Here is a 20,862-nt window from a genome sequence, read left to right as displayed (position 1 = left end):
TCGCCTGTCAGACCTGCGATTCAGGGCCGATCGCCGGGGCCGCGACCCAGCGCGGTGCAGAGGTGGCAATCGCCAGATGCGGGGCACCAATGCTGCACAGCACCAGCGCGTCGAGCCGCCCCAGCGCCTCGCCCGGCGCCATCCCGGCCGCGATCATCGCGGCGAAGGAATCGCCTACCCCATGCGGCACGCCGCCCCGCCGCAGGGTGCGAAACAGCGCGCTTCGCCGGCCGCGCACCGCCAGAAGTCCGGTGACCTCGGCCCCCAGCGGCGGCGACGTGACCAGCACCTCGGGCGCGAGCGGCCTCGCCGCCTCAAGGGTGGCGGCCAGATCGGGCAGCGCCCGGCCGGTCAGCCAGCCCAGTTCGAAATGGTTGGGTGTCAGCGTGTCGGCCAGCGGCACGAGCCGCTCGCGCACCGCCCGGGCCACCGCCTCGGGCACGTAAAGCCCGCCCGGCGCATCGCCGAGGATCGGATCGACCACGATCCGGGGCGCGGGGTCCATGGCGCGCATCTCGGCCACCAGATCGGCCGCAAAGGCAACGTGATCGGGGCTGGGCAGATAGCCGACCAGCACCGCGTCATGGTCTTCCAGAAGCCCGTTCGCGCGCAGCGCCCCGGCCATGTCGCGCAACTGCGACACCGGCAAGGGCCCGCCCGCCACATGCGCCCAGCCCAGGTGGTTCGACAGAACCACCGTCGGCAGCCCGGTGACGCCATGGCCCAGCGCCTGCAGCACCGCGCCCGAGGCCGAAAGGCCGACATGGCCCGAGGCCACATAGCTTGAAACGATCAGGACGCGCGCCATCCCCTGCCCCTGTCTTGCTCCGCCCAACTGGCGGGTCCTCCTTCTATAGACCGGCCTGCGGAACATGTCGAAACCCCCGTCGCAAACGCGCGCGGCAGCCCCGAGCATGGCAGCCGAAAAGCCACCGCCGGGCAGATTCAAGACCGGCCGACGGCCGCGGTCGCGCGGATGTTTCGGCATCGGCACCGGTCCATGCGTTCCGCGGGGTTTGACCTTGCGTTCACGGGAAAAGACCGGCGGACGATCTGGGAAGCGACCGGCACATTGCCTCGAATTTGCCAGAATGCGGCGGTCAACATCCATGTTTTGGTCCAAGTTTTCCGTGACAGTTCAGCCCGAGCCGCCCCGCAATCCGCAGGGCCTCGGCTGGCCGCATGGGCTGCCTGCCGCAGGCCCGGCCCGAAGGGCGGCCGACCGCCGCACGAGACCGCAACCAGAAACCGCAGACCGCAACCGCCTCCGGAAGCCACGGACCGACCGCATGACCGCTGCTCTCGACATGCACAGCCCGACGCCCCCCGAGGGCCAGATGGAAGAGCTGCGACCGGGCACAGACCTGCTGCGCGGCCAGTACCGGATCGACCGGTTCCTAAATTCCGGCGGGTTCGGGCTGACCTATCTGGCGCGCGACAGCCTGGGTCGCCGGGTGGTCATCAAGGAGTGCTTTCCCGATACGCTCTGTACCCGATCGGGGCTCGACGTGCAGGCCCGCAGCCGCGCCCACGGCCCTGAATTCGAGGCCATCGTCGAACTTTTCATCGACGAGGCGCACCGTCTGGCCTGGCTCGATCACCCCAACATCGTCGGCGTGCATCAGGTCTTCACCGACAATTCGACCGCCTACATGGCGCTCGACTTCGTCGACGGGAAGACCCTGCTCGAGATCATCGAGGATGCGCGCGAACGACCGAGCCCGGCGCAGATCGAGGACATGCTGCGCAAGCTGCTCGACGCGGTCGCCTTCGTCCACGACCGCAGCCTGCTGCATCGGGACATCTCGCCCGACAACATCCTCATTCAACGTGACGGCAATCCGGTGCTGATCGATTTCGGCGCCGCCCGCGAACGCGCGACCCGTACCAGCCGCGTGCTGTCGCGCATGCAGGTGGTCAAGGACGGCTACTCGCCGCAGGAATTCTACGTGGCCGGGATCCGTCAGGGGCCCGCCTCGGATCTTTACGGTCTCGCGGCGAGCTTTCATCATCTGATCGCAGGCACGGCCCCGCCCAACAGCCAGATCCGGACCGCCGCGCTGGCGGCGGGCGATCCCGACCCCTATCAGCCGCTCGCGGGCCGGATCGACGATCTGCCTTTGGCCCTGCTGGCCTCGATCGACCTGGCGCTGAACGTGATCCCGCGCGACCGCCCGCAATCGGCGCGGGACTGGCTGGCCCTGCTGGATGCCGCCCCGCCGCAGCCCGCCGCCGGTCCCGCACCCGCCGAGGCCTCCGACAGCGTGCTCGACAGCGCGACGCGCAGCGTTATCTCGCGGCTGGTCGACGAAACCAACCGCGCCGTCGCCGAAGCGCGCCGCCTCGCCGAGGAAGAGGCCCGGTCCCGCGGCCCGGCCGAGCCGCCGCGCCCGCCCGCACGCCGCCGTCCCTTTGCCTGGCGCACCCTCGACGACGAGGACGAAGCAACCGCCAAAGACCCCGGCCCGGCCACGCCCACCCCCGACCGGGCGCCCGATCCCCTGCCCGCCGAGCCGAACGCCAGCCCCGGCAGCGCCCCGGCGGCCCGGCCGGTCAGGCGCCTTGCGGCCTCGGCACCGCAAGCCGCGCCCCAGACCGCCCGGGCCGACGCGTCGGCCGAGCCCGACCCCGCCCCGGAGGGTGCGGCCCCTCCGCCCGGCAGCGGATTGCTCGGACGGTTCGCGTCCGGCGCCCTGACCCGCCGCACCAGGACCCGCCCGTAACCGGCCCGCGATGGGCCTGCACACCGCCGCACGGAGAAGGCACGCGATGGACTTCCTGAGACCCAAGCCCGAGGCCGAGGACGGCCCTGCCATCCGGCGCGAGGCCGGGCTGCTCGGCGCTCCCGACCCCTGGGGGAGCGATCTTGACACCGACGCGCCGATTTTCGGCACCGTCATTCCCGAGAGCCGGCTCGAAAGTGGCCTGACCGATCGTGCAGCACCGCCCGCAGGCATCCCGCCGCGAGGCAGCGACCGGCCGATGACCCGCCTGCACAGCATGGTCGAGCCCCCAGTTCCGCACGATCCGCAGCCCCGGTCCCTGCCGCCGACCGGACCGGCCGACCGCACAGCGGACCCGGCCGATCTCTCTGCGCTGGCCATGGCGGCCCCCGCCGCGCCGCAGGGTCCTCGGGTCCGCACCCGGTTTCTGGGCTTCGGCGCGCCGGAGGCCGAGACCGCCGATCCCTTCGCCGGGCATCGCCTTGCGCCGACCAAGGCCGAGACGCCCGCCGACCGTCCCGATCTCCGGCGGTTTCCGGTCGGCTGGCTGGTGGTGACCGCCGGGCCGGGGCGCGGCGCCCATTTCACGCTTTTTTCCGGCGTCTCGCAGATCGGGCGCGGCCCCGATCAGGCGGTGCGGCTCGATTTCGGCGATACCGCCATCTCGCGTTCGGGCCATGCGCTGCTGGCCTATGACGACGAACAGGGCCTCTTTTACCTCGGCAGCGGCGGCAAGGCGAACATCGTCCGCCTGAACGGCCGTCCGCTGCTGTCAACCGAAGAACTTTCCCATGAGGACGAGATCCGGCTCGGCGAGACGCGCCTGCGATTCATCGCCCTTTGCGGGCCGGGTTTCGCCTGGACCGCCCCTCAGACCGGACCCGACGCCGATGCCCGCACACGCTGATCTCAGGCTCGACACCGCCTCGGGCATCGCGCAGGGCCGGCGCGCGCATCAGGAAGACACCATCGTGTCCGACTTCCCCATCGGCGGACGCGTCGGGCTGGTGGTGCTGGCCGACGGCATGGGCGGGCACGCGGCGGGCGATGTCGCCAGCCAGATCGCCGTGACCGAAGTGTTCCGCGCGCTGAAATGCGGCGCGGGCGACCCCGACCGGGTGCTGGCCCACGCGCCCCGGCTTTTGCGGCGCGCGGCGGATACCGCCAACACCTCGATCGCGGTCCACATCCGGCGCCATGCCGAAACCTGCGGCATGGGCACCACGCTGATCGCGGCCATCGTCGCCGGAGACCGGCTGTTCTGGCTGTCGGTCGGCGACTCGCCTCTGCTGCTGTTGCGCGACGGTGCCTTGCAGCGGATCAACAAGGACCATTCGCTGGCACCGCAGATCGACGGCATGGCCCGGATCGGCCTGCTGACCCCGGAAGAGGCGCGCCGCCATCCCGACCGCAACTGTCTGACCTCGGCGATCTGCGGCACCGAGATCACCCAGATCGACTACCCCGAAACTCCGCTGGAGCTTGCCAAGGGCGACATTCTGGTCGCCGCCAGCGACGGGCTGGCCTATATCGGCCTCGACCGGATCCGCGCCATCCTTGAAGAGAACCGGACCCGGTCCAGCGCCGAGATCGCCGACGCGCTGTTCCGGGCGATCGAGGACGTCGCCGATCCCGAACAGGACAATGTCTGCTTCAGCGTGATCCGCGTGCTTTGCGCGGCCGGGCAGCCGACGGTACAGGCGCATCCGCCGCTGCGCCTGCTCGGCGCCCCCGCGAAGACCGGGCCGCGCCCCGACTGCCCCTGTGCCACAGCCCCGCGTTCGCGGTTCGGCGCGCTGGCGGCCCGCTGGCTTCCGGGCCATCGGGGGGGCCTGTCGTGAGCGACGCCCCCGAAGACGACCTGATCGCCCGGATCGACGCGGTTCTGGCGGCGGGAACCCTGCCCGATCCCGGGCGGCGCCAGGGCATGCGGCTGCGCCAGCGCCTGTCGCAGCCGGTGCGGGTGGCAGTCGCGGGGCCCGCCCGGACCGGCAAGTCGTCGCTGATCGCGCTGCTGGCCGGATGGGATGCCGATGCCGGCCCGGTCGCGGACGCGCCCCCCGCAGGCATTCCCTCGGATCTTTTCGACCGGATGCTGCTGCTGGAATGCCCTCTGGCGCCCGACGAGACGCTGCCCTGTGGCGCGGGGATGCCCGATATCGTGCTCTGGACCAGCCAGAGTTTCGAGGCCCCCGAAAGCGCCGCCTGGGCGCGGGTGCCCGAGAGCCTGAAGGACCATTCCTTTCTGGTGCTGACCAAGGCCGATTTGCTGATCCGCGAGGCTGTGCTGCACGACCGGCTGGACCGGCTGCGCCCGCTTGTGGGGGTCGAGTTCCACGCGCTTTTCCCTCTGGCCACCACCGAGGCGCTGGCCGCCGATCGTGGCCCCGTGCCCTGCATGCCCGCCGAACACGGGCCAAGCGGCGCCAAGGCCCTGTTCGCCGCGCTTGAACGGATGCTGCGGCAGGGATTGGATGCCGACCGCGACCTGGCCGAGACCTTCCTGCACCGCTATGGCAGCCATGGCCGGTTCGCAGGCCCGGGTCCGCGTCGCGGACAACCCGCCACCGGCACCCCGTCGCCCAGCCCCAGGCCCGAACCGCCATCGCCCCCCGGCCCCACGCCGTCCGATGCTGCGCCCACACGCCGCTCTGCCGGCGCGGACGACCGGACCCTCTGCGAACGCGGGCTTGCGGTTCTTGCCCGGGCGGCCGCCGCGCTTCCCGAACGGGTCGAGCGTCGCGATGGCATCGCCGGGGTGCTGGCGATCTGCGCCGACACCGCGCTTGGCCTCACCGACCTGCTGGGCGAGGTGCGGGATGTCTGCCCCGATCTTGACGAGGACATCCTCGATGCCTCCGAGATGCTGCAGCTTCTGGCGGTCGAGGACGATCCGGCCGCAGCCGCCGATGCCGTCACGCTTTTGCTGCAATTGCGGCGCGGGTTCGAAACCCGGCTGAGCGCCTGAGGAACGCCGCGACGACGCCATGCAATGGCCATTTTCGGGCGCATAATTGTTTCAGATGCCACAACAAAACACCTGCTTCCGCCGGGCTGGCGCAGTCCCGGGCGGGTTGCAGACAAGCAAATGGGGGTTGGACCCGTGATGCAGGATGCATCTGCCTCCGCGCGCCCCGAGGCCGCCCGGCCCGCTGCCCGTCACCCGGATCTGCTGGGAGAGGGGCTTGACGGGTTTGCGCCGATCACGGAGCGTCGGGCCACCCTGCGCGCGGCGCTGGCCGATCTCGGCCGGGTCGGCGACGCGACCGCCGCGCGCGGCGCGCTTCGGCTGACGGCACAGCTTGACGCGCTCGAACCCTGCGTGACCTTCATCGGCCAGGTCAAGGCGGGCAAGACCTCGCTGATCAACGCCATGGTCGGCTGGCCCGGCCTGCTGCCCGAAGATGTGAACCCCTGGACCTCGGTCGTGACCTCGCTCCATCTGGCGCCCGCCCCTCAGACCCTCGCGGGCGAGGCAAGGTTTCGCTTCTTCGACCGCGAGGAATGGGCCCGGCTGGTCGAAAAGGGCGGACGTCTCGGCGAACTGGCCAGCCGGGCCGGGGCCGAGGACGAGCTCGACAAGGTCCGCCGCCAGGTCGAGCGGATGCGCGAGAAATCCCAAGGCCGCCTCGGTCGCCGGTTCGAGCTGCTGCTGGGCCAGGAGCACCGCTATTCCGCCTTCGATCTGGGGCTCGTCGAACGCTATGTCTGTCTCGGCGACGATTTCGCCGACGACGAGCACGGCGCCGATGCCCGGTTCGAGGCTGCGGGCCGTTTCGCCGACATCACAAAATCGGCCGATCTGCAGGTCGATCATGCGGCGATGCCGTTGCGGCTGTGCCTGCGCGACACGCCCGGCGTCAACGACACCTTCCTGATGCGCGAACAGATCACCATCGGTGCGATCCGCGAAAGCCGGCTCTGCGTGCTGGTGCTGTCGGCGCATCAGGCGCTGTCCAGCGTCGACATGGCGCTGATCCGGCTGATCGCCACGGTCAAGGCGCGCGACGTTGTGATCTTCGTCAACCGCATCGACGAGCTTTCCGATCCGGTCCCGCAAGTGGCCGAAATCCGCGCCGCGATCCGGGCCACGCTGCAGGCTCAGAACGGCCCGGTGGACGCGCCGATCCTGTTCGGAAGCGCAATCTGGGCCGCCCATGCGCTGGGCGGAACCCTGCCCGCCCTGCCCGAAGACAGCCGCCGCGCGCTGCAGCGCCTGGCCCGCGAACGTTTTGCGGGCGGCGAGGACCCGCAGACCCAGCTGCGCGGGGTCTGGGACATGTCCGGCCTGCCCGCGCTGTACCGCACGCTTGCCGAGCGTCTCAACGAAGGCGCGGGCCGCGAGGCGCTCGACCGCATCGCCCGCAGCACCGCCAATCTTGCCCGCAGCATCGGCGCCGCGCAGGGCACGGCCCTGCCCGCAGGCGCGCGGCCGACGGTCGGCCGGGCCGAACTCGAGGCCCGGATCATGACCCTTTCGCATCGCGCCGAAGAGGCCCTGGTCCGCGTCATCGACCGCGAACAGACAGAGTTCCGGACCCGGCTGGAACGGTCGCATCGCAGTTTTCTCGACCGCGCCACCGCGGCCCTGATCGCCCATCTGGAAACCGAGGGCGAGGACACCGTCTGGACCTACGAACCGACCGGTCTGCGAATGCTGCTGCGCACCGCCTGCCAGCTTTTCGGCACACGGATGCAGGCCGCGGCGCGGAGCGTTCTGGACGAGCTCGCGCGCGATGTCGCCGCTGTCTACCGCAATGCGCTTGGACTTGACGGCGCGTTCACGGTCGAGGCCCCCGACCCGCCGCGGATCGGGCCGCCGGTCGACATCGCTTGCACCATCGCGCTGGACGTCAAGGGCAGCTGGTGGCGCCGCTGGTGGACCCGCCGCCGCGGCCATGGGGCCTTCGCCGCCGATTTCCACGCGATGATCCGGGACGACACCCTGCCGATCCTCGACGCCCTGCGCCACGACCATGCCGAACGGGTCCGCGCCGACCTGATGGCGACATTGGCCGGTTTTGTCGAAGACCAGCGCGAAATCGTCGAGGCGCTGACCTGCAAGGATGAGGTCGCGCCCGACGCTCTTGACGTGGCGCTGCGGAGGAAGGCCCGGCAGGATCGCCTGCAGGCCATCGAAAGCGCGATGACGACGATGCTGAAAGAGGCGGCCTGAGATCCGCCGACGTCCGGGACCTGCGGAAGAGACTGTAAGATGAGCGACCCCTACGACCTTGATATCCGGGCGATGCTGGAACGGGCCCGGGCGATGGACGCGGCACCGGCCCGGCCGCGCCCGGCCGAAGGCGGCGCGAGCCGTCCGGCGCTGCCCCCCGAAGAGGCGGTGCGCGCGCAATTCGGTGGCCGGGACCGGTCCGACGCCCTGGAAGCCACGCCCGACGCCGACGCCAGCTCTGACCGTCCCGCGGCAGATCCGGACAACGCGGTCGAGACAGGTGCGGAGCAGATCCCGCACGGGAGCACGGAACCGCCTCAGACGGACGCCTCTGCCCCCCCGGTCGAGGCCGCACCGCCCGAGGCCGACGCTGAATTTGAACCTGAAGAGGACGTCTTTGCGGCCGACGCCGGTCCAAGCCCCTCCCGCGCCCCGGTCGAGGTCGAGGTTCGCCCGCATCTGCCCGCCTTCGCCGCACACCCGGACCTTGCAGATCTGCCTCCCGGGGCACGGCCCTGCCTCGCGCTGATGGGCGAATTCAGCGCGGGCAAAAGCACGCTGATCCATCTGTTGATCGGCCAGTCGCCGCTGCCGGTGAAGGTAACCGCGACCCAGCTGCCGCCGGTGCGCCTCTCCTACGGTTCCGCCCCCGCCCGGCGCGAGGATCGCTTCGGCCGCATCGAACCCGTGGAGATGGCCGACCTTCCCCGACTTTCCCCCGCCGAGACCCGGCTGATCCAGATCCATGCCGAAGCCGAGATCCTCAAGCTTTGCGACCTGATCGACATGCCCGGCATCTCGGACCCGAACATGGGCTCGGAGGTCTGGGAAAGCGCCATCAGCCTTGCCGACGGAGTGATCTGGTGCAGCCATGCGACCCAGGCCTGGCGCCAGTCCGAAGCCGCCGTCTGGGACATGTTCGCCGACCGGCTGGGCGAAACAAGCCTGCTGCTGCTGACCCGGTTCGACAAGCTGGTGACCGACCGCGACCGCACCCGGGTGTTGCACCGGGTGCGGCGCGAAACCGAGGGGCTTTTTGCCGATGTCTGCCCGATCGCCCTGACCGATGCGCTGGACGCGCAGGACGATCCGGCGCGCTGGGCTGCCAGCGGCGCCGGGGAGTTTGGCCGCGCGCTGCGGCAGGTGCTGCGGCGGCTGGGCGCGACGGCAAACGATCACGAGGCGCCGGTTGTGCTGGACCCCGACTGGCGCGTCGGCGGGGCGGGCATGCCCGTGCGTCCGCGGCGGGTGCAGATCGACGAAAGCCGCAGCCGAAGCCCGCGGCCGGTGCGCGCGCAAAGACCGGGCGCCAGCCCGCCTGCGGCCTGACGGCGCACGGCCCGGTCCATCGCCCGGTCCATCACCTGGCGCGGCGCGCGGCCCAGTTCCGTTGCGCCCCGTCGCCCACGCCCCCGGCCCGTGCGCTATTGCCAGTGGCCGCCGCCGGAAATTCGGATAAACTCGGGCACGATGCCGTTGACGGTCACCATTCAGGCGCTCCGACGGGCGATTCCCGATTGCCGGGTAATCGCATTCGTCGACCTGTCGGCGCGGCTGGTGCTGCGGGCCGAGGCCGAGCATTCTCAGCCCCAGGAATTCTACGATGCGCTTTGTCTGCGCGGAGCGCTGCTTCTGGGCGGGCAGGCCGCCGCCGCCTCGACCGAAGTGTTCGGGACCGATCAGGCGCCCCCCGAGGCGGTGCTGCTGCACGAGGGCCGGTTCGAGCTTTTCGTGCGGGCGCCGCGCGACCCGGACGAGGCACTTTGCGCGGTGATCGGAGGCGAGGCCGATATCGCGGCCGCGCTTGCCGCCATGCGCGCCACAATGGCCGAAATCGTCGAGATCGTCGATGCCGCGCCCCCGGCCGCTGCGGCCGGCGGGTCGCAGGACCGGGGCCGCTGAGATGGCCGGGCTCGAGCGTCTCAACGCCGCGCTGGCCAAGCTGAGGGGCGCCGAGGCCGCCGCCGAACGCACGGTGCCCGGGGGCGTGGACGGGATCGTCGAGGTGCTGCTGACCGAGATTTCGGAAACGATCCTGCCGCGCGAAATGACCATCGGCGACGGGGCCGGTCAGGAAATCCGGCTGCTGGCGGCCCGCCGCCGCCTGTTGCGGGTGGGCCGCACGGGGCCGGTCACAGCGGACGCGGCGCCGATCCCGGCCGAGCCGCCAGAGGCCACCGGCGATCCCGCCGAGCCCCTGATCGCCGCCTTTCACGGCCGGGTCCGCCCCTTCGTCGCCAAGGCGGCCGAGCTGTCGGTCGCCGCGAGCCGCCCTCCCTACCGGGTCGATCCGACCGAAGCCGGCTGTTCGGTCGAGGCTCTGCGCGCGGCCGCAGACCGCGGCTGGACCGCGCCTGCGGCCAGCGCCCCCGCACCCGAGCCCCGCCCGGACCAGGCCGGAGAGACCGCCACGCCGCCGCCCGATCCGGTCGGCACCTGTCTCGCCCGGGCGACGGCCGGGCTGCGGCTGCGCGAGGGCCAGATTGTCGCGATGCAGGGCGATGCCGAATTTGCCCACCGGCTGACCGGGTTCACCGGGCTCGGGCTCGGCGCGATGACCAAAGCCGCCGGAGACGGCCCCGGGACCACCTGCGCGATCCTGCGCGCGCCCGCGCCGTCGAACCTTCTGCTGGTGCGTGTCGCCCACGGCCGGGACGCCGCGCTTTTTCTGAGCCCCAGCGAAGAGCTTCCCGCGATCCTCGCCCTCTGCCGCGCGACCGGACCGGCCGCAAGGAGCGCGCCGCTTGACAGGGCCGGGAGCCCGGATTAACCGAAACTTGTCTTGGTTCGCCCGGAAACGGGCGATGAAAAGGGAACGCGGTGCGGCCTTCATGGGGTCAATTCCGCGGCTGCCCCCGCAACTGTAAGCGGCGAGCGCGGCTGATCGTGCCACTGGGGGTCCTCCCCGGGAAGGCCAGCCAAGCGAGGACCCGCAAGCCAGGAGACCTGCCAGGGCGATCACCTAGCCTGACCGCGGGGCGCGGCGCAGGCGGCGGACCATCCGCAGTGGTGACGCATCACCGTCTGCGGAAGGCATGTCTTTCCAAGGACCCCATGACAGGACGGACCGCCCGCCGCGGCGGTTCCCGAGACCGGAACGGAACCGACATGACAAGACCCACCCTTTGCCTCGGGCTCGGCCTCGCCGCGCTGAGCCCCCTGCCCGCCCTGGCGCAGGAGGTGCAGTCCAGCCTGATGCTGGACGAGATCACTGCCAGCGCCAGCCTCACGCCCATCGCCACCAACCGGACCGGCGCGACGGTCGAGACCGTCGAGAGCGGCGAGATTGCAGCGGGCGGACAGAATCTGGGCCAGACGCTTGCCACCCTGCCGGGCGTGTCGATCACCCAGAATGGCGGGCTCGGGCAGACCGCCACGCTTCGGATTCGCGGGCTTGGAAACGGCTATATCGCGACCCGGATCGACGGAATGGACTTTGCCGACCCGTCGGGCACCCCTGCCGCGCTCGACTTCGGCACCCTGACCGCCGGCCTGCCCTCCAGGATCGAAGTGCTGAAGGGCTCGCAATCCGCGCTTTTCGGGGCAAATGCCATCGCGGGCGTTGTCGACATCACCACCTGGAGACCGGAGAAACTGGGCTTTTCGGGGCGGGCGACGGTCGAAACCGGCACCTATGGCAGCTACTCTGCCGGTCTGAGCCTTGGCCAGAAGACCGAACGCGGCGAAGTGTCGGCCACGATCTCGCATGTCGAAACCGACGGCTTCTCGACCCTGTCGGGCAATGACGAAGCGGACGGCTTCGACGAGGATTCGGTCTCGCTCAATGCCGCCTACGATCTGACCGACACCCTTCGGCTGGGCTTCTCGGGTTTCTATTCCGACGGAAACTCGGACTATGACAGCGACGCGACCGACACGAACCCGATCACCCGATCGGAGGCGACACGGAAAGGCCTGCGCGCCTTCGCCCAATTCGCGATCGGGACGGTCGACAACGAACTGTCGCTGGCGCGCACGCAGACCGAGCGCAGCTACCGTTCGAGTTTCGGGACGTCCTCCTATGATGGCACCAGCCGCGCCGCCAGCTATCTCGGGACGGCCTCTCTGGCGGCCGGGACCGACCTCTCCTTCGGCGCCGACTGGAAACAGGACGAGGCCAAGCTTGACGGCGAGACCTATTCGGTCATCAACCGCGCGCTCTTTGCCGAGCTTCGCCAGGCCGCGACCGACGACATCGATCTGTCGCTTTCGCTGCGCTACGATAATTATTCCAGCTTTGACGATCAGGTGACCGGCCGAGCCGCGCTGGCCTGGCGGCTCCAGCCCGACCTGATCTTCCGCACCTCTCTGGGCACCGGCTATCGCGTCCCCGCGCTTTACGAACTTTACGGCACCATTACCGGCGACACGGTCGGCAACCCGGACCTCAACCCCGAAACCAGCACCAGCTTCGACATCGGGCTTGAGAAACGCCTGTCGGGCGACGGGTTCCTGAAGGCCACCGCCTTCTTTGCGGAAATCGATGACAAGATCGACTATGGCGCAGCCGACCCCGCCATCTGCAGCTATGCTTGGGGCTGCTACCGCCAGCTCGACGGAACCACCCGCAGCCAGGGCCTGGAACTGTCCGGCCGCCACGAGATGACCTCCGCCATCGCGCTTTACGGCAGCTACACCTATACCGACGTCCGCTGGAAGGGCGACCGGCTCGACCGCGTGCCGCTCCACGATCTTCTGCTGGGCGTCAGCAGCGAGGTGACGCCGCGGCTCACGGCCGATGTCTCCTACCAGTATCTGGCCGGACGCCTCGACCCTTACGGCTCTCTGCCCGATGCCGGGCTTGCCGCGGCCCAGATCACCTACGCGCTGGACAACGGCACCGAGGCCTATGCAAGGGTCGAAAACCTCTTCGACGAGGAGTTCTACTCGGCCGTCGCCTATGGCTATGGCGGCGCCTATCACTACAACACCACGGGCCGGGCGCTCTATGTGGGGCTGCGTGCCTCCTTCTAGCGCGATCGGTCTCGCCGCGGCCCTGGCCCTTGCCGGGGCCGCGGTGCTGGCCGACCCGCCCGCGCGGGTCGTATCGATGAACCTCTGCACCGACCAGCTTGCCATGCTGGTCGCGGCGCCGGGTCAGCTGGTCTCGATCAGCGACCTGGCCGCGAACCCGATGAACTCGGCCATGCCCGAGGCCGCCCGCGCCTACCCCGCCAATACCGGCGGCGCCGAGGAAATCTTTCTGATGCGCCCCGATCTGGTGTTGGCCGGCACCTATTCGAACCCGGCGACGGTCGCCATGCTGGAACGGCTCGGCATCCGGGTCGCGCGGATCGGGCTGACGACGCGGCTCGACGAGGTGCCCGAGCGGTTGCGCGAGGCGGGTCGGCTTCTGGGCCGCGAGGCCCGGGCCGAGGCGCTCGCCCAGACCTTCGTCCGGGATCTCGCCCGGCTCACGCGCAGCGGCCCGCCCCGGCCGCTGGCCGCCTTCTTCTATGCCAACGGCTACACCCAGGGCAAAGGCACGCTGTCGGACGATATCCTGACCCATGCGGGCTTTAGCAACCTCGCGGGCTCCGGCCAGGCGGCGCGCGGCCGCAGCGGCGGCTTCGATCTCGCGCTCGAAGAGCTGGTGATGGCCGATCCCGACCTGCTGATCCTCTCGCGCCCCTATCCGAAAACCTCCCGCGCCGAAGAGATCCTCGCCCATCCCGCGCTCCGCGCCCTGCCCGCCGCCGCCGCCCCGGCCCTGTCCGGCCCCGACTGGGTCTGCGGCACCCCCCTCGTGCTGGACGCCCTGGCCGAAATGACCCGCCGCCGCGATGCCCTCACCGCGCCCCCCGGCCAGAACTGACACCCGATGCGCTTGCGGCTTCTTCTTGGTCCAAATACCCAGGACGCAACGCCCGCCACGGGCCCAAGCTCCGAGGAAAGCCCCTCCCGATGACACGCGCACTCATGCTGCAAGGCACAGGCTCGAACGTGGGCAAGTCGCTTCTGGTCGCCGGGCTCTGCCGCGCGGCGCTCCGGCGCGGGCTAAGTGTCGCGCCGTTCAAGCCGCAGAACATGTCGAACAATGCCGCGGTGACCGCCGATGGCGGCGAGATCGGCCGGGCGCAGGCGCTGCAGGCCCGGGCCGCGGGGATCGAACCGCTGACCGATATGAACCCGGTCCTCTTGAAACCCGAAACCGATACCGGCGCCCAGGTGGTCGTGCAGGGCCGCGCCCGGGGCGCGCTGCGCGCCCGTGCTTTCGCCGCCGAGAAACCGAAGCTGATGGCCCCGGTACTGGAAAGCTTCCACCGCCTCGCCGCCGGACGGGACCTGATCATCGTCGAGGGCGCGGGCAGCCCGGCCGAGGTCAACCTGCGCGCGGGCGACATCGCCAATATGGGCTTTGCACAGGCCGCGAATGTGCCGGTGGTGCTGATCGGCGATATCGACCGGGGCGGCGTGATCGCCCAGATCGTCGGCACGCGCGCGGTGCTCGACCCGGGCGATCTGGCGATGGTGCGGGGCTTTGCCATCAACAAGTTCCGCGGCGATCCGCGGCTTTTCGACGACGGCTACCGGCTGATCGCGGACCGCACCGGCTGGCCCGGCTTCGGCGTCATCCCGTGGTTTCCAGACGCCTGCCGCCTGCCCGCCGAGGATGCGGTCGATCTGGGCGGCGCGGGCCGGGGCGCCTTTCACGTCGTCTGCCCGATGCTGTCGCGGATCGCCAATTTCGACGATCTCGACCCGCTCAAACTGGAACCCGGGATCCGGCTGACCATGATCCCGCCCGGCCGCGCCCTGCCCGGCGATGCCGATCTGGTGATCCTGCCCGGCACCAAATCGACCCGGGGCGATCTGGCCTTCCTGCGCGCCCAGGGCTGGGATATCGACCTTGCCGCGCATCTGCGCCGGGGCGGGCGGGTGCTGGGGCTTTGCGGCGGCTATCAGATGCTCGGCCGACGCATCGCCGATCCGCACGGGCTCGAAGGGCCGCCGGGCCTGACCGAGGGGCTCGGCCTGCTCGAGGTCGAGACGGTGATGCATGCCGACAAGACCCTGACCCGGGTCGCGGCCACCCATGCCGCCACCGGCGCCGCGTTTTCCGGCTATGAGATCCATATCGGCGCGACCGACGGTCCCGACCGCGCCCGCCCCTTTGCCCATGTCGCGGGCCGCGCCGAAGGCGCGGTCTCGGCCGACGGGCGCGTTGCGGGCAGCTATCTGCACGGGCTTTTCTCCGAAGACGGCTTCCGCCGCGCCTGGCTGGCCCGGCTCGGGGTCGAGACCGGCACCGAAGGCTACGGCCAGGCGGTCGAGGACACGCTCGACGCGCTGGCCTCCCATCTCGAAGCCCATCTCGACATTGACGCGCTGTTTACCCTCGCCGGTGTCGTCCCCGCAAACTAGCCCCCCGCCGGGGGCACAGGCGGCAAGAAGGCCCGCCGCTGCGCGCGCGTCCTGATCGTCACGACGGCCCGGAACGAGGGCCCGGAACGAGGGCCCCTATCCGCCGGACTGGCTCGCCCATCCTCTGGGCGCGGGCGCGGACGGCATCATCGTCGTGACCGACGGTTGCGACGACGGCACCGACAACATGCTCGACCTGCTCGACACCGCCGGTCTGGCGCCCCATCTGCAGAACCCCGCGCGGCCGGGGCAAAAGCCTGCAATGACAGGCGCTGAAGGCCGCCCCCCCCCCGCGCGGCCGGGGCCGACTGGATCCTCGGCATCGACCTCGACGAATATCTCAACATCCACGTCCCCGGCCACGATCTGGCGGCACTGATCGCGGCCCTGCCCTGGCGGCTTTCCGGCGGCAACGGCGAAACCGGGATCCCGACCAACCGGTGACCGAGGTCTTCACCGCCGCCATGCCCCCCGATGCCGCCTTCCCGGTCGCGGCAAGCTTCTTCAAGACGCTCTACCGTATCGAGGCCTTCGGCCGGATCGGCATCCACCGCCCGCGCCCGGTGCCCGGACGGGCCCCGCCCCGCTGGGTCGATGGCAGCGGCACGCCCCTGCCAGAACGCTTCGCGGCACACCCCGGGCGGCTCTCGCTCTGGGGGGGGGCAGGCCGGGCGGGCATTGGCCGAAATCAACCATTACGCGGTGAAGTCGCCCAAGGCCTTCGTCGTCAAACGCGCCCGCGGCCTGCCGAACCGGACGGACCGCGCGGTCGATCTGGGCCATTGGGTCGAACGGAATTTCAACACCGTCGAAGACCGCTCGATCGCCGCGATGGCCCCCGCCACCGCCGCGGTGCGCGCGCGCCTCACCGCCCTGCCCGGGCTGGCCGCGCTGCAGGAGGCCACGCTTGACTGGCATCGGGCCGAGGCCGCGCGCCAGATCGCCACGCCCGAGCGCCACGCCTTCTACAGCCAGCTTGTGCTGGCCGGGGGCAGCCGGGCGTTGCCGCCCGACCGGGCCGCCGCCATCTACGCACTGTATCCGCGTGGCGCGGGGGAGGCTCTGAGCCGATGGCCCCCGGTCCCGAGATCCTGCCCGTCGCGCTAACCGCCCGGCCGCTTGGCCGCGATCTGCCTGGACACGGTCGCCACGCCCGCAGGCAGCGGACGAGAGGTCACAGCGATGCTGGCCGGAACCGCGCCGCCGGGCGCCGTCGGTCCGGCGGGCGAGACGACGGCCACCACGCTTCGCACGGTCGCGGGCGCGACGCTTCTGACGTTGACCTGCGGCAGCGACGAAGGCCCGGTTCCGCTGACGCTCGACGGCGGGGCCGTCATGCCTGATCCGCGCCCGGCCCGGACCCACCTTTTCGCCGGGCTCAACGTTCTGGTCGCGCTTCGGAACGGCGAAACCGCAGACGAGGCCGCAGACGGGGCCGCAGACGGGCCCCCAGACTGGCTGGCCTTTTACCGCCGCCCCCCAAGAAGCTTCAGGCCGCGCTGATCGTCGAGCGCGCCCCGCCCGGCCCCGAGGCCGACAGGTTCGCCGAGGCGCTGGCCGTCCTTCGCCCCCGGCTCGACGGGCTGACCCGGGTGCTGCTGGTCGGCTTCGATCATCCGCTTGGCCCCCCCGGCGCGGCCCCCGAAAGCCATCCGCTCAATGTCCCCGAGGCCCCGGGCAAGGCCCGCATGACCCCGCCCGCCCCCGACCGCTGGCGGGCGCCGCTGGGCGAGGGGCATCTGTACGAATGGCTGCCCCATGCCTGGCTGGCCGGGGCACACGCGGTCGCCGCGCTCGACCTTTGCGACCTGCTGTGCCCCGCCCCGTACGGCACCACTGTCTTCGAGACCGCCCGGGCCTCGGGCGCGCTGGCGCTGCTGGGGCGCCATGTCTTTCCGTGGTAATCCCGCGACCCGGCCCGGCCGGGCTTTGCCGATCACGGGTGCCTCCAGTTCGACCGGCCGCGCGGGCTGCGCCGCTGGTGCGTCGTGCCGGCCCAGATGCCCGACAATCGGCCCTGGCGCGCGCACCGGGCAGGCGAGGCCACGGCCGAGGCAGTCTTTTCCTTTGCATCGGTATGCGCCATCGCGGCCATCCGGTCGGCCGGATCGTGCCCAGGACAAGCCTTGCGGCCGCGCTCGCGCTGGCCGATCCGGTCGCCCGCGAATTCGGCCATGCCCCCGCAGTTCCGCGCTCCGCCCCGACACGGGCCGCCGCCCACCAAGGCCCCGACCCAAGCCCCGGGCGCGTGGCCATCGTCACGACCATGAAGAACGAAGGCCCCGTCAGCCTCAATGGCTGGCCCATCACCGCGCCATCGGCGTCGACGACATTCTGGTCCACACCAACGATTGCACAGACGGCACCGACCGGCTGCTGGCGCGTCTTGACAGCAAGGGACTGGTGCAGCACCGGACGAACCCCTACCGCGCCACCGGGCTGAAGCCCCAGCATGCCGCGCTGCAGGCAGCGGAGGACGAGCCCGCGATCCGCGAGGCGGGCTGGATCGTCTGCATGGATGTCGACGGGTTCATCACCATCACGACCGGCGACGGCACGCTGGCCGCGCTGTTTGCCGCGACCCGGGGCGCCAACCCGATCTCGATGACCGGGCGGCTGTTCGGCAATGCCGACATCGACGGCTACGAGGATCGCCCGGCGATGGCCCAATTCACCCTCTGCGCGACCAAGATGACGCGCAAGCCGCATCAGACCCGGGGGGTCAAGACGCTCTTTCGCAATAAGGGACTTTTTCGCAAGCTGGGCGTCCACCGCCCCAGGGGGCTGGAACCCGGGCGGCTGAACGAGATCCGCTGGGTCAATGGCTCTGGCCGGCCGCTGCCGCCCCAGATGTACCGCACCGCCTGCCGCTCGCCCGCCCGGAACGGCGGGCTACGATCTGGTGCAGATGTACCATTTCGCCCTGCGCTCGGCCCAGAGCTTTCTGGTCAAGCGCGACCGCGGCCGGGTCAACCATGTCGACCGCGACCAGGGGCTTGGCTACTGGTTCCGGATGAACCGTAACGCCGAAGACGACCTGTCGGTCCGGCGCCGCCTTGCGGCGATGGAGGCCGAGCGGGCGCGGCTGATGGCCGATCCCGAAATCGCCGCCGCTCATTTGACCTGCGTCGCCGCCCATCGCGCGCGCATCGCCGACCGGATGGCCGCGCCCGAGCCCGCAGCCTTTCATGCCGAGCTGACCCGCGAGCGGCTGCGGCGGCTGTCGCGGATGCTGGCGCATTTCTGGCCGAGCGTCTTTCTCGCCGGGCCGGGCGCAATCCCCGACAGCCTGCTGCAAACCGATCCGCCCGCCGATTTCTTCTTTACCGTCCCGCCAGGCGAAGCCCGGCATTGACCCTAGTCCCGGCTCGCCATGGGCCGATGGCCCCTTGCGGGCAATTAAAGGGAGACGGCAGCGATGCCGCTTGCATGGGTCGGCACGCTCTGGATCGGCCCGGCGCTTGGCTGACTCGAACGGCTGTGCCTGACCTCCTTCGTCGATCTGGGACACGAGGTCACCGTCTTCGGCTATGCACCCATCGAGGGCCTGCCGCCCGGCATGCGGTTCGAGCGGGCCGAAGAGGGTTTCGCAACCGACCGCATGCTCTGCCACGCCAAGTCCGGCAGTCCCGCGCTTCTGTCGGACCGGTTCCGCTATCGCCTGCTGGCCGAGTGCCCGGGCATGATCTGGGCCGATACCGATGCCTAGTGCCTGCGCCCGTACGAGACCGAAACCGGCTATCTTCCGGGCTGGCAGACAGACCGCCACATCAATGGCGGCGCGCCGGGGCTGCCGCCCGACAGCCCGGCGCTGGCGGCGCTGCTGGCCTTTACCGAACAAAACGACCCGTCCCGCGCTTCTATCCGCATGCGCGCCAGGCCGACCTCAGGGCCTGGGCAAAGGCGGGCGCCCCTGTGCATGTCCGCGACCTGCCCTGGGGGGCTGGGGGCCGGATGCGCTGACCCATTTCCTGACCGAAACCGGCGAGGCCGGCCGCGCCTTCCCGCCGCCGGTTCTTTACCCGATCCCGTTTACCCGCGCCGCACTGCCGCTCCGCCCCGCCCGCCAAGCCGGGGCCGAGGCGCGCGACGGTCCCGAGACGCGCTCGATGCATTTCTGGGGGCGGCGGTTTCGCAATGCACCGGACACGATCGGCGGGCAGCCCCCCAGGCAGCCTTTCCGCCGCGCTGCTGGACCGTCACTGGATCGCCACGGCCCCTTTGGCGCCGCACCGCAAAGCCCGGCCCGACTTTTCGATGTTCGACGAGGCCGATGTCGCGAACCTGATCCTGCAGCGCAGCGCAGCGCCATCGCCGAAGCCGGACCCGAGAGCCGCACCTGGAAGGCAGGCGACGACGCCCCCTTGCGGGCGCTGGCCCGCGCGCGGCGGGACGAAATCCTCGACCGAGCCCTGACCGAGGCCGAGACGGCCGCCCGGCTTCTGGGCGACGCGCTGGCCGAGCCGCCGCCCACCCGGCTTGCCGATATCGGCTGCGGGTCCGGGCTGGTCGATCTATTCCTGTATCGCCGCTTCGGCTGCACGCTTGACCTGATCGACATCGAAACGACCGAGGCCCGCCATTTCGGCCTGAAGGATACCGGCGCGGGCTTTGCCGATCCTGCCCGCACCCGCGCCTTCCTTGTCGCCGATGGCGTGCCCGAAGCGATGATCGTAACCTTCACCCCCCGCCATGACGATCTGTCGGACCTCGCGCCCGACGCAGCGATCAGTCTGCTCTCCTGCGGCTATCACTACCCGGTTTCGACCTATGACCGGCTGTTCCGCCGGGTGATCGCGGCGGGCGCTACGCTGATCGCCGACATCCGCAACGGCTCGGGCCGGCTGGCCGACCTGCGCCGGATGGGGCAAACCCGCGTTCTGGCCACCGGGCCCAGGCACCGGACTGTCGCCCTGCGCCCCGCCCCCGACGCCGCGCCAAAGCCCCCGCTCCCGCTTCCGCGCGCCGGTCTGCCGACCGCTGGACGGGCGTCGCCCGCGACCTTGCCGGGCCTTGGGACAGCTTTACCGATTGCGGCGCCCATTGCTTTCTGGTCGTGCCGCGGGGGCCGGCCCTTGTGGTAACCTTCGACAATCTGGAACTGGCGCTGGAAAAGCGCGAAGGCCGCCGCCCCCGGGGCTTCGACGTCATCGCCCGGAACGGCTGGTCGATGCTGGGGGTGATGACCGTCGGCTGGACCTGGTTTCGCGACCCGGCCGTCGCGGGCGAATTCGGCCGCCTGGCGACCTCGGGCTTCTTCGCCCGGTTCGAGAGGGTGGTGTTCTGCGGCGCCTCGATGGGCGGCTATGGGGCCGCGGCCTATTCCGCTGCGGTGCCGGGCGCCACGGTGGTCGCGATCAGCCCGCAATCGACGCTTGATCCGCGCCTCGTGCCCTGGGAAACCCGCTATGGCCGCGTCGCGCGGACCCGCAATTTCACCGGCCGCTATGGCGATGCCGCCGAGGCCAGCCGCGCCGCCGCCGCCGGGACCGCCCCGCCTCGGGTGGCCATTCGCCGCTTGCCGCAGGACGCAGGCCCGGCTTAGCATGCCCGCCAACCGGCCGGGACCAGGGGGCCCAGAAGCCGGGCAGAGAACGG

21 protein-coding genes, 1 pseudogene and 1 riboswitch are annotated in these 20,862 nt (G+C 70.9%); of the genes and pseudogenes, 20 read left to right on the top strand and 2 right to left on the bottom strand.

What is annotated here, in order from left to right; translation table 11 throughout:
- Nucleotides 1-7 precede the first annotated feature (7 nt).
- On the bottom strand, nucleotides 8-808 hold the full coding sequence (locus EV657_RS07650; protein ID WP_166673672.1) for a pyridoxal kinase: 801 nt from the start codon (nucleotides 806-808) through the stop codon (nucleotides 8-10).
- A gap of 481 nt (nucleotides 809-1,289) precedes the next feature.
- On the opposite strand from EV657_RS07650, the gene EV657_RS07645 reads away from it, so the two are divergent.
- The 15 genes and pseudogenes from EV657_RS07645 (at nucleotide 1,290) to EV657_RS21530 (ending at nucleotide 17,168) form a co-directional block, all read left to right on the top strand.
- Complete coding sequence (locus EV657_RS07645; protein ID WP_075787162.1) at nucleotides 1,290-2,723, top strand: serine/threonine-protein kinase; 1,434 nt, start codon at nucleotides 1,290-1,292, stop codon at nucleotides 2,721-2,723.
- A 46-nt stretch (nucleotides 2,724-2,769) separates the two neighbouring features.
- Complete coding sequence (locus tag EV657_RS07640; RefSeq protein ID WP_243628108.1) at nucleotides 2,770-3,630, top strand: FHA domain-containing protein; 861 nt, start codon at nucleotides 2,770-2,772, stop codon at nucleotides 3,628-3,630.
- Nucleotides 3,614-4,564 (top strand): PP2C family protein-serine/threonine phosphatase, encoded by a 951-nt coding sequence (locus EV657_RS07635; RefSeq protein WP_166673671.1) that lies wholly within the window; start codon nucleotides 3,614-3,616, stop codon nucleotides 4,562-4,564. The genes EV657_RS07640 and EV657_RS07635 overlap by 17 nt, the downstream gene beginning before the upstream one ends.
- Complete coding sequence (locus tag EV657_RS07630; RefSeq protein WP_134077546.1) at nucleotides 4,561-5,691, top strand: P-loop NTPase family protein; 1,131 nt, start codon at nucleotides 4,561-4,563, stop codon at nucleotides 5,689-5,691. Before EV657_RS07635 ends, EV657_RS07630 begins: the two co-directional genes overlap by 4 nt.
- A 138-nt stretch (nucleotides 5,692-5,829) precedes the next feature.
- On the top strand, nucleotides 5,830-7,899 hold the full coding sequence (locus EV657_RS07625) for a dynamin family protein (RefSeq protein WP_166673670.1): 2,070 nt from the start codon (nucleotides 5,830-5,832) through the stop codon (nucleotides 7,897-7,899).
- Between the two features lie 39 nt (nucleotides 7,900-7,938).
- Entirely contained in the window at nucleotides 7,939-9,228 is a 1,290-nt protein-coding gene (locus EV657_RS22145; protein WP_243837509.1) for a dynamin family protein, read from the top strand.
- A gap of 141 nt (nucleotides 9,229-9,369) precedes the next feature.
- A complete protein-coding gene (locus EV657_RS07615; protein ID WP_113670646.1) occupies nucleotides 9,370-9,801 on the top strand; it encodes a hypothetical protein in 432 nt (143 codons plus the stop codon).
- Nucleotide 9,802: 1 nt separating this feature from the next.
- Nucleotides 9,803-10,669: a hypothetical protein gene (locus EV657_RS07610; protein ID WP_134077543.1), complete on the top strand. Its 867-nt coding sequence runs from the start codon at nucleotides 9,803-9,805 to the stop codon at nucleotides 10,667-10,669.
- Nucleotides 10,666-10,867: riboswitch (cobalamin riboswitch) on the top strand. (Overlaps the previous gene by 4 nt.)
- A 140-nt stretch (nucleotides 10,868-11,007) precedes the next feature.
- On the top strand, nucleotides 11,008-12,873 hold the full coding sequence (locus EV657_RS07605; RefSeq protein ID WP_166673669.1) for a TonB-dependent receptor plug domain-containing protein: 1,866 nt from the start codon (nucleotides 11,008-11,010) through the stop codon (nucleotides 12,871-12,873).
- The gene (locus EV657_RS07600) at nucleotides 12,860-13,714 is read left to right on the top strand and encodes an ABC transporter substrate-binding protein (RefSeq protein WP_243837508.1); all 855 of its coding nucleotides are present in this window, start codon (nucleotides 12,860-12,862) and stop codon (nucleotides 13,712-13,714) included. The genes EV657_RS07605 and EV657_RS07600 overlap by 14 nt, the downstream gene beginning before the upstream one ends.
- Before the next feature lie 89 nt (nucleotides 13,715-13,803).
- Entirely contained in the window at nucleotides 13,804-15,264 is a 1,461-nt protein-coding gene (locus tag EV657_RS07595; RefSeq protein WP_134077540.1) for a cobyric acid synthase, read from the top strand.
- Between the two features lie 94 nt (nucleotides 15,265-15,358).
- Nucleotides 15,359-15,643 (top strand): annotated as a pseudogene (locus EV657_RS22690) (glycosyltransferase family protein); the annotation flags it as partial.
- Nucleotides 15,644-15,942: 299 nt separating this feature from the next.
- On the top strand, nucleotides 15,943-16,371 hold the full coding sequence (locus EV657_RS07585; RefSeq protein ID WP_134077539.1) for a hypothetical protein: 429 nt from the start codon (nucleotides 15,943-15,945) through the stop codon (nucleotides 16,369-16,371).
- A gap of 75 nt (nucleotides 16,372-16,446) precedes the next feature.
- Nucleotides 16,447-16,767: a hypothetical protein gene (locus EV657_RS07580; RefSeq protein WP_134077538.1), complete on the top strand. Its 321-nt coding sequence runs from the start codon at nucleotides 16,447-16,449 to the stop codon at nucleotides 16,765-16,767.
- A gap of 89 nt (nucleotides 16,768-16,856) precedes the next feature.
- Nucleotides 16,857-17,168, top strand: coding sequence for a hypothetical protein (locus EV657_RS21530; RefSeq protein WP_166673668.1), 312 nt, complete (start codon nucleotides 16,857-16,859; stop codon nucleotides 17,166-17,168).
- Between the two features lie 32 nt (nucleotides 17,169-17,200).
- On the opposite strand, the gene EV657_RS21525 is transcribed toward EV657_RS21530, so the two are convergent.
- The gene (locus EV657_RS21525) at nucleotides 17,201-17,440 is read right to left on the bottom strand and encodes a hypothetical protein (RefSeq protein ID WP_166673662.1); all 240 of its coding nucleotides are present in this window, start codon (nucleotides 17,438-17,440) and stop codon (nucleotides 17,201-17,203) included.
- On the opposite strand from EV657_RS21525, the gene EV657_RS07575 reads away from it, so the two are divergent.
- The 5 genes from EV657_RS07575 to EV657_RS07560 all read left to right on the top strand — a co-directional run bounded on the left by EV657_RS07575 (nucleotide 17,332) and on the right by EV657_RS07560 (nucleotide 20,809).
- Complete coding sequence (locus EV657_RS07575; RefSeq protein WP_166673667.1) at nucleotides 17,332-18,288, top strand: glycosyltransferase family 2 protein; 957 nt, start codon at nucleotides 17,332-17,334, stop codon at nucleotides 18,286-18,288. The two genes, EV657_RS21525 and EV657_RS07575, sit on opposite strands and share 109 nt — an antisense overlap.
- On the top strand, nucleotides 18,173-18,619 hold the full coding sequence (locus EV657_RS07570; RefSeq protein ID WP_134077536.1) for a hypothetical protein: 447 nt from the start codon (nucleotides 18,173-18,175) through the stop codon (nucleotides 18,617-18,619). Before EV657_RS07575 ends, EV657_RS07570 begins: the two co-directional genes overlap by 116 nt.
- A 204-nt stretch (nucleotides 18,620-18,823) precedes the next feature.
- Nucleotides 18,824-18,973, top strand: a complete 150-nt coding sequence (locus EV657_RS21520) for a hypothetical protein (protein WP_166673666.1) — start codon at nucleotides 18,824-18,826, stop codon at nucleotides 18,971-18,973.
- A 655-nt stretch (nucleotides 18,974-19,628) separates the two neighbouring features.
- Nucleotides 19,629-20,348, top strand: coding sequence for a class I SAM-dependent methyltransferase (locus tag EV657_RS07565; protein WP_134077535.1), 720 nt, complete (start codon nucleotides 19,629-19,631; stop codon nucleotides 20,346-20,348).
- Entirely contained in the window at nucleotides 20,342-20,809 is a 468-nt protein-coding gene (locus tag EV657_RS07560) for a hypothetical protein (RefSeq protein WP_134077534.1), read from the top strand. The genes EV657_RS07565 and EV657_RS07560 overlap by 7 nt, the downstream gene beginning before the upstream one ends.
- The last annotated feature ends 53 nt before the right edge of the window (nucleotides 20,810-20,862 follow it).

It is taken from the genome of Rhodovulum visakhapatnamense, assembly GCF_004365965.1.
Lineage (GTDB): Bacteria > Pseudomonadota > Alphaproteobacteria > Rhodobacterales > Rhodobacteraceae > Rhodovulum > Rhodovulum visakhapatnamense.
This window is presented reverse-complemented; position numbering and strand designations above follow the sequence as displayed.

Bases quoted from the DNA above. Each gene is read 5' to 3' on its own strand.
- EV657_RS21520 (WP_166673666.1), top strand. From the start codon at position 18,824: ATGCGGTTCGAGCGGGCCGAAGAGGGTTTCGCAACCGACCGCATGCTC.
- EV657_RS22145 (WP_243837509.1), top strand. From the start codon at position 7,939: ATGAGCGACCCCTACGACCTTGATATCCGGGCGATGCTGGAACGGGCC.
- EV657_RS07570 (WP_134077536.1), top strand. From the start codon at position 18,173: ATGTACCATTTCGCCCTGCGCTCGGCCCAGAGCTTTCTGGTCAAGCGC.
- EV657_RS07580 (WP_134077538.1), top strand. From the start codon at position 16,447: ATGCTGGCCGGAACCGCGCCGCCGGGCGCCGTCGGTCCGGCGGGCGAG.
- EV657_RS21525 (WP_166673662.1), bottom strand. From the start codon at position 17,440: ATGGCCGAATTCGCGGGCGACCGGATCGGCCAGCGCGAGCGCGGCCGC.
- EV657_RS07645 (WP_075787162.1), top strand. From the start codon at position 1,290: ATGACCGCTGCTCTCGACATGCACAGCCCGACGCCCCCCGAGGGCCAG.
- EV657_RS07610 (WP_134077543.1), top strand. From the start codon at position 9,803: ATGGCCGGGCTCGAGCGTCTCAACGCCGCGCTGGCCAAGCTGAGGGGC.
- EV657_RS07650 (WP_166673672.1), bottom strand. From the start codon at position 808: ATGGCGCGCGTCCTGATCGTTTCAAGCTATGTGGCCTCGGGCCATGTC.
- EV657_RS07595 (WP_134077540.1), top strand. From the start codon at position 13,804: ATGACACGCGCACTCATGCTGCAAGGCACAGGCTCGAACGTGGGCAAG.
- EV657_RS07640 (WP_243628108.1), top strand. From the start codon at position 2,770: ATGGACTTCCTGAGACCCAAGCCCGAGGCCGAGGACGGCCCTGCCATC.
- EV657_RS07635 (WP_166673671.1), top strand. From the start codon at position 3,614: ATGCCCGCACACGCTGATCTCAGGCTCGACACCGCCTCGGGCATCGCG.
- EV657_RS07605 (WP_166673669.1), top strand. From the start codon at position 11,008: ATGACAAGACCCACCCTTTGCCTCGGGCTCGGCCTCGCCGCGCTGAGC.
- EV657_RS07625 (WP_166673670.1), top strand. From the start codon at position 5,830: ATGCAGGATGCATCTGCCTCCGCGCGCCCCGAGGCCGCCCGGCCCGCT.
- EV657_RS07615 (WP_113670646.1), top strand. From the start codon at position 9,370: ATGCCGTTGACGGTCACCATTCAGGCGCTCCGACGGGCGATTCCCGAT.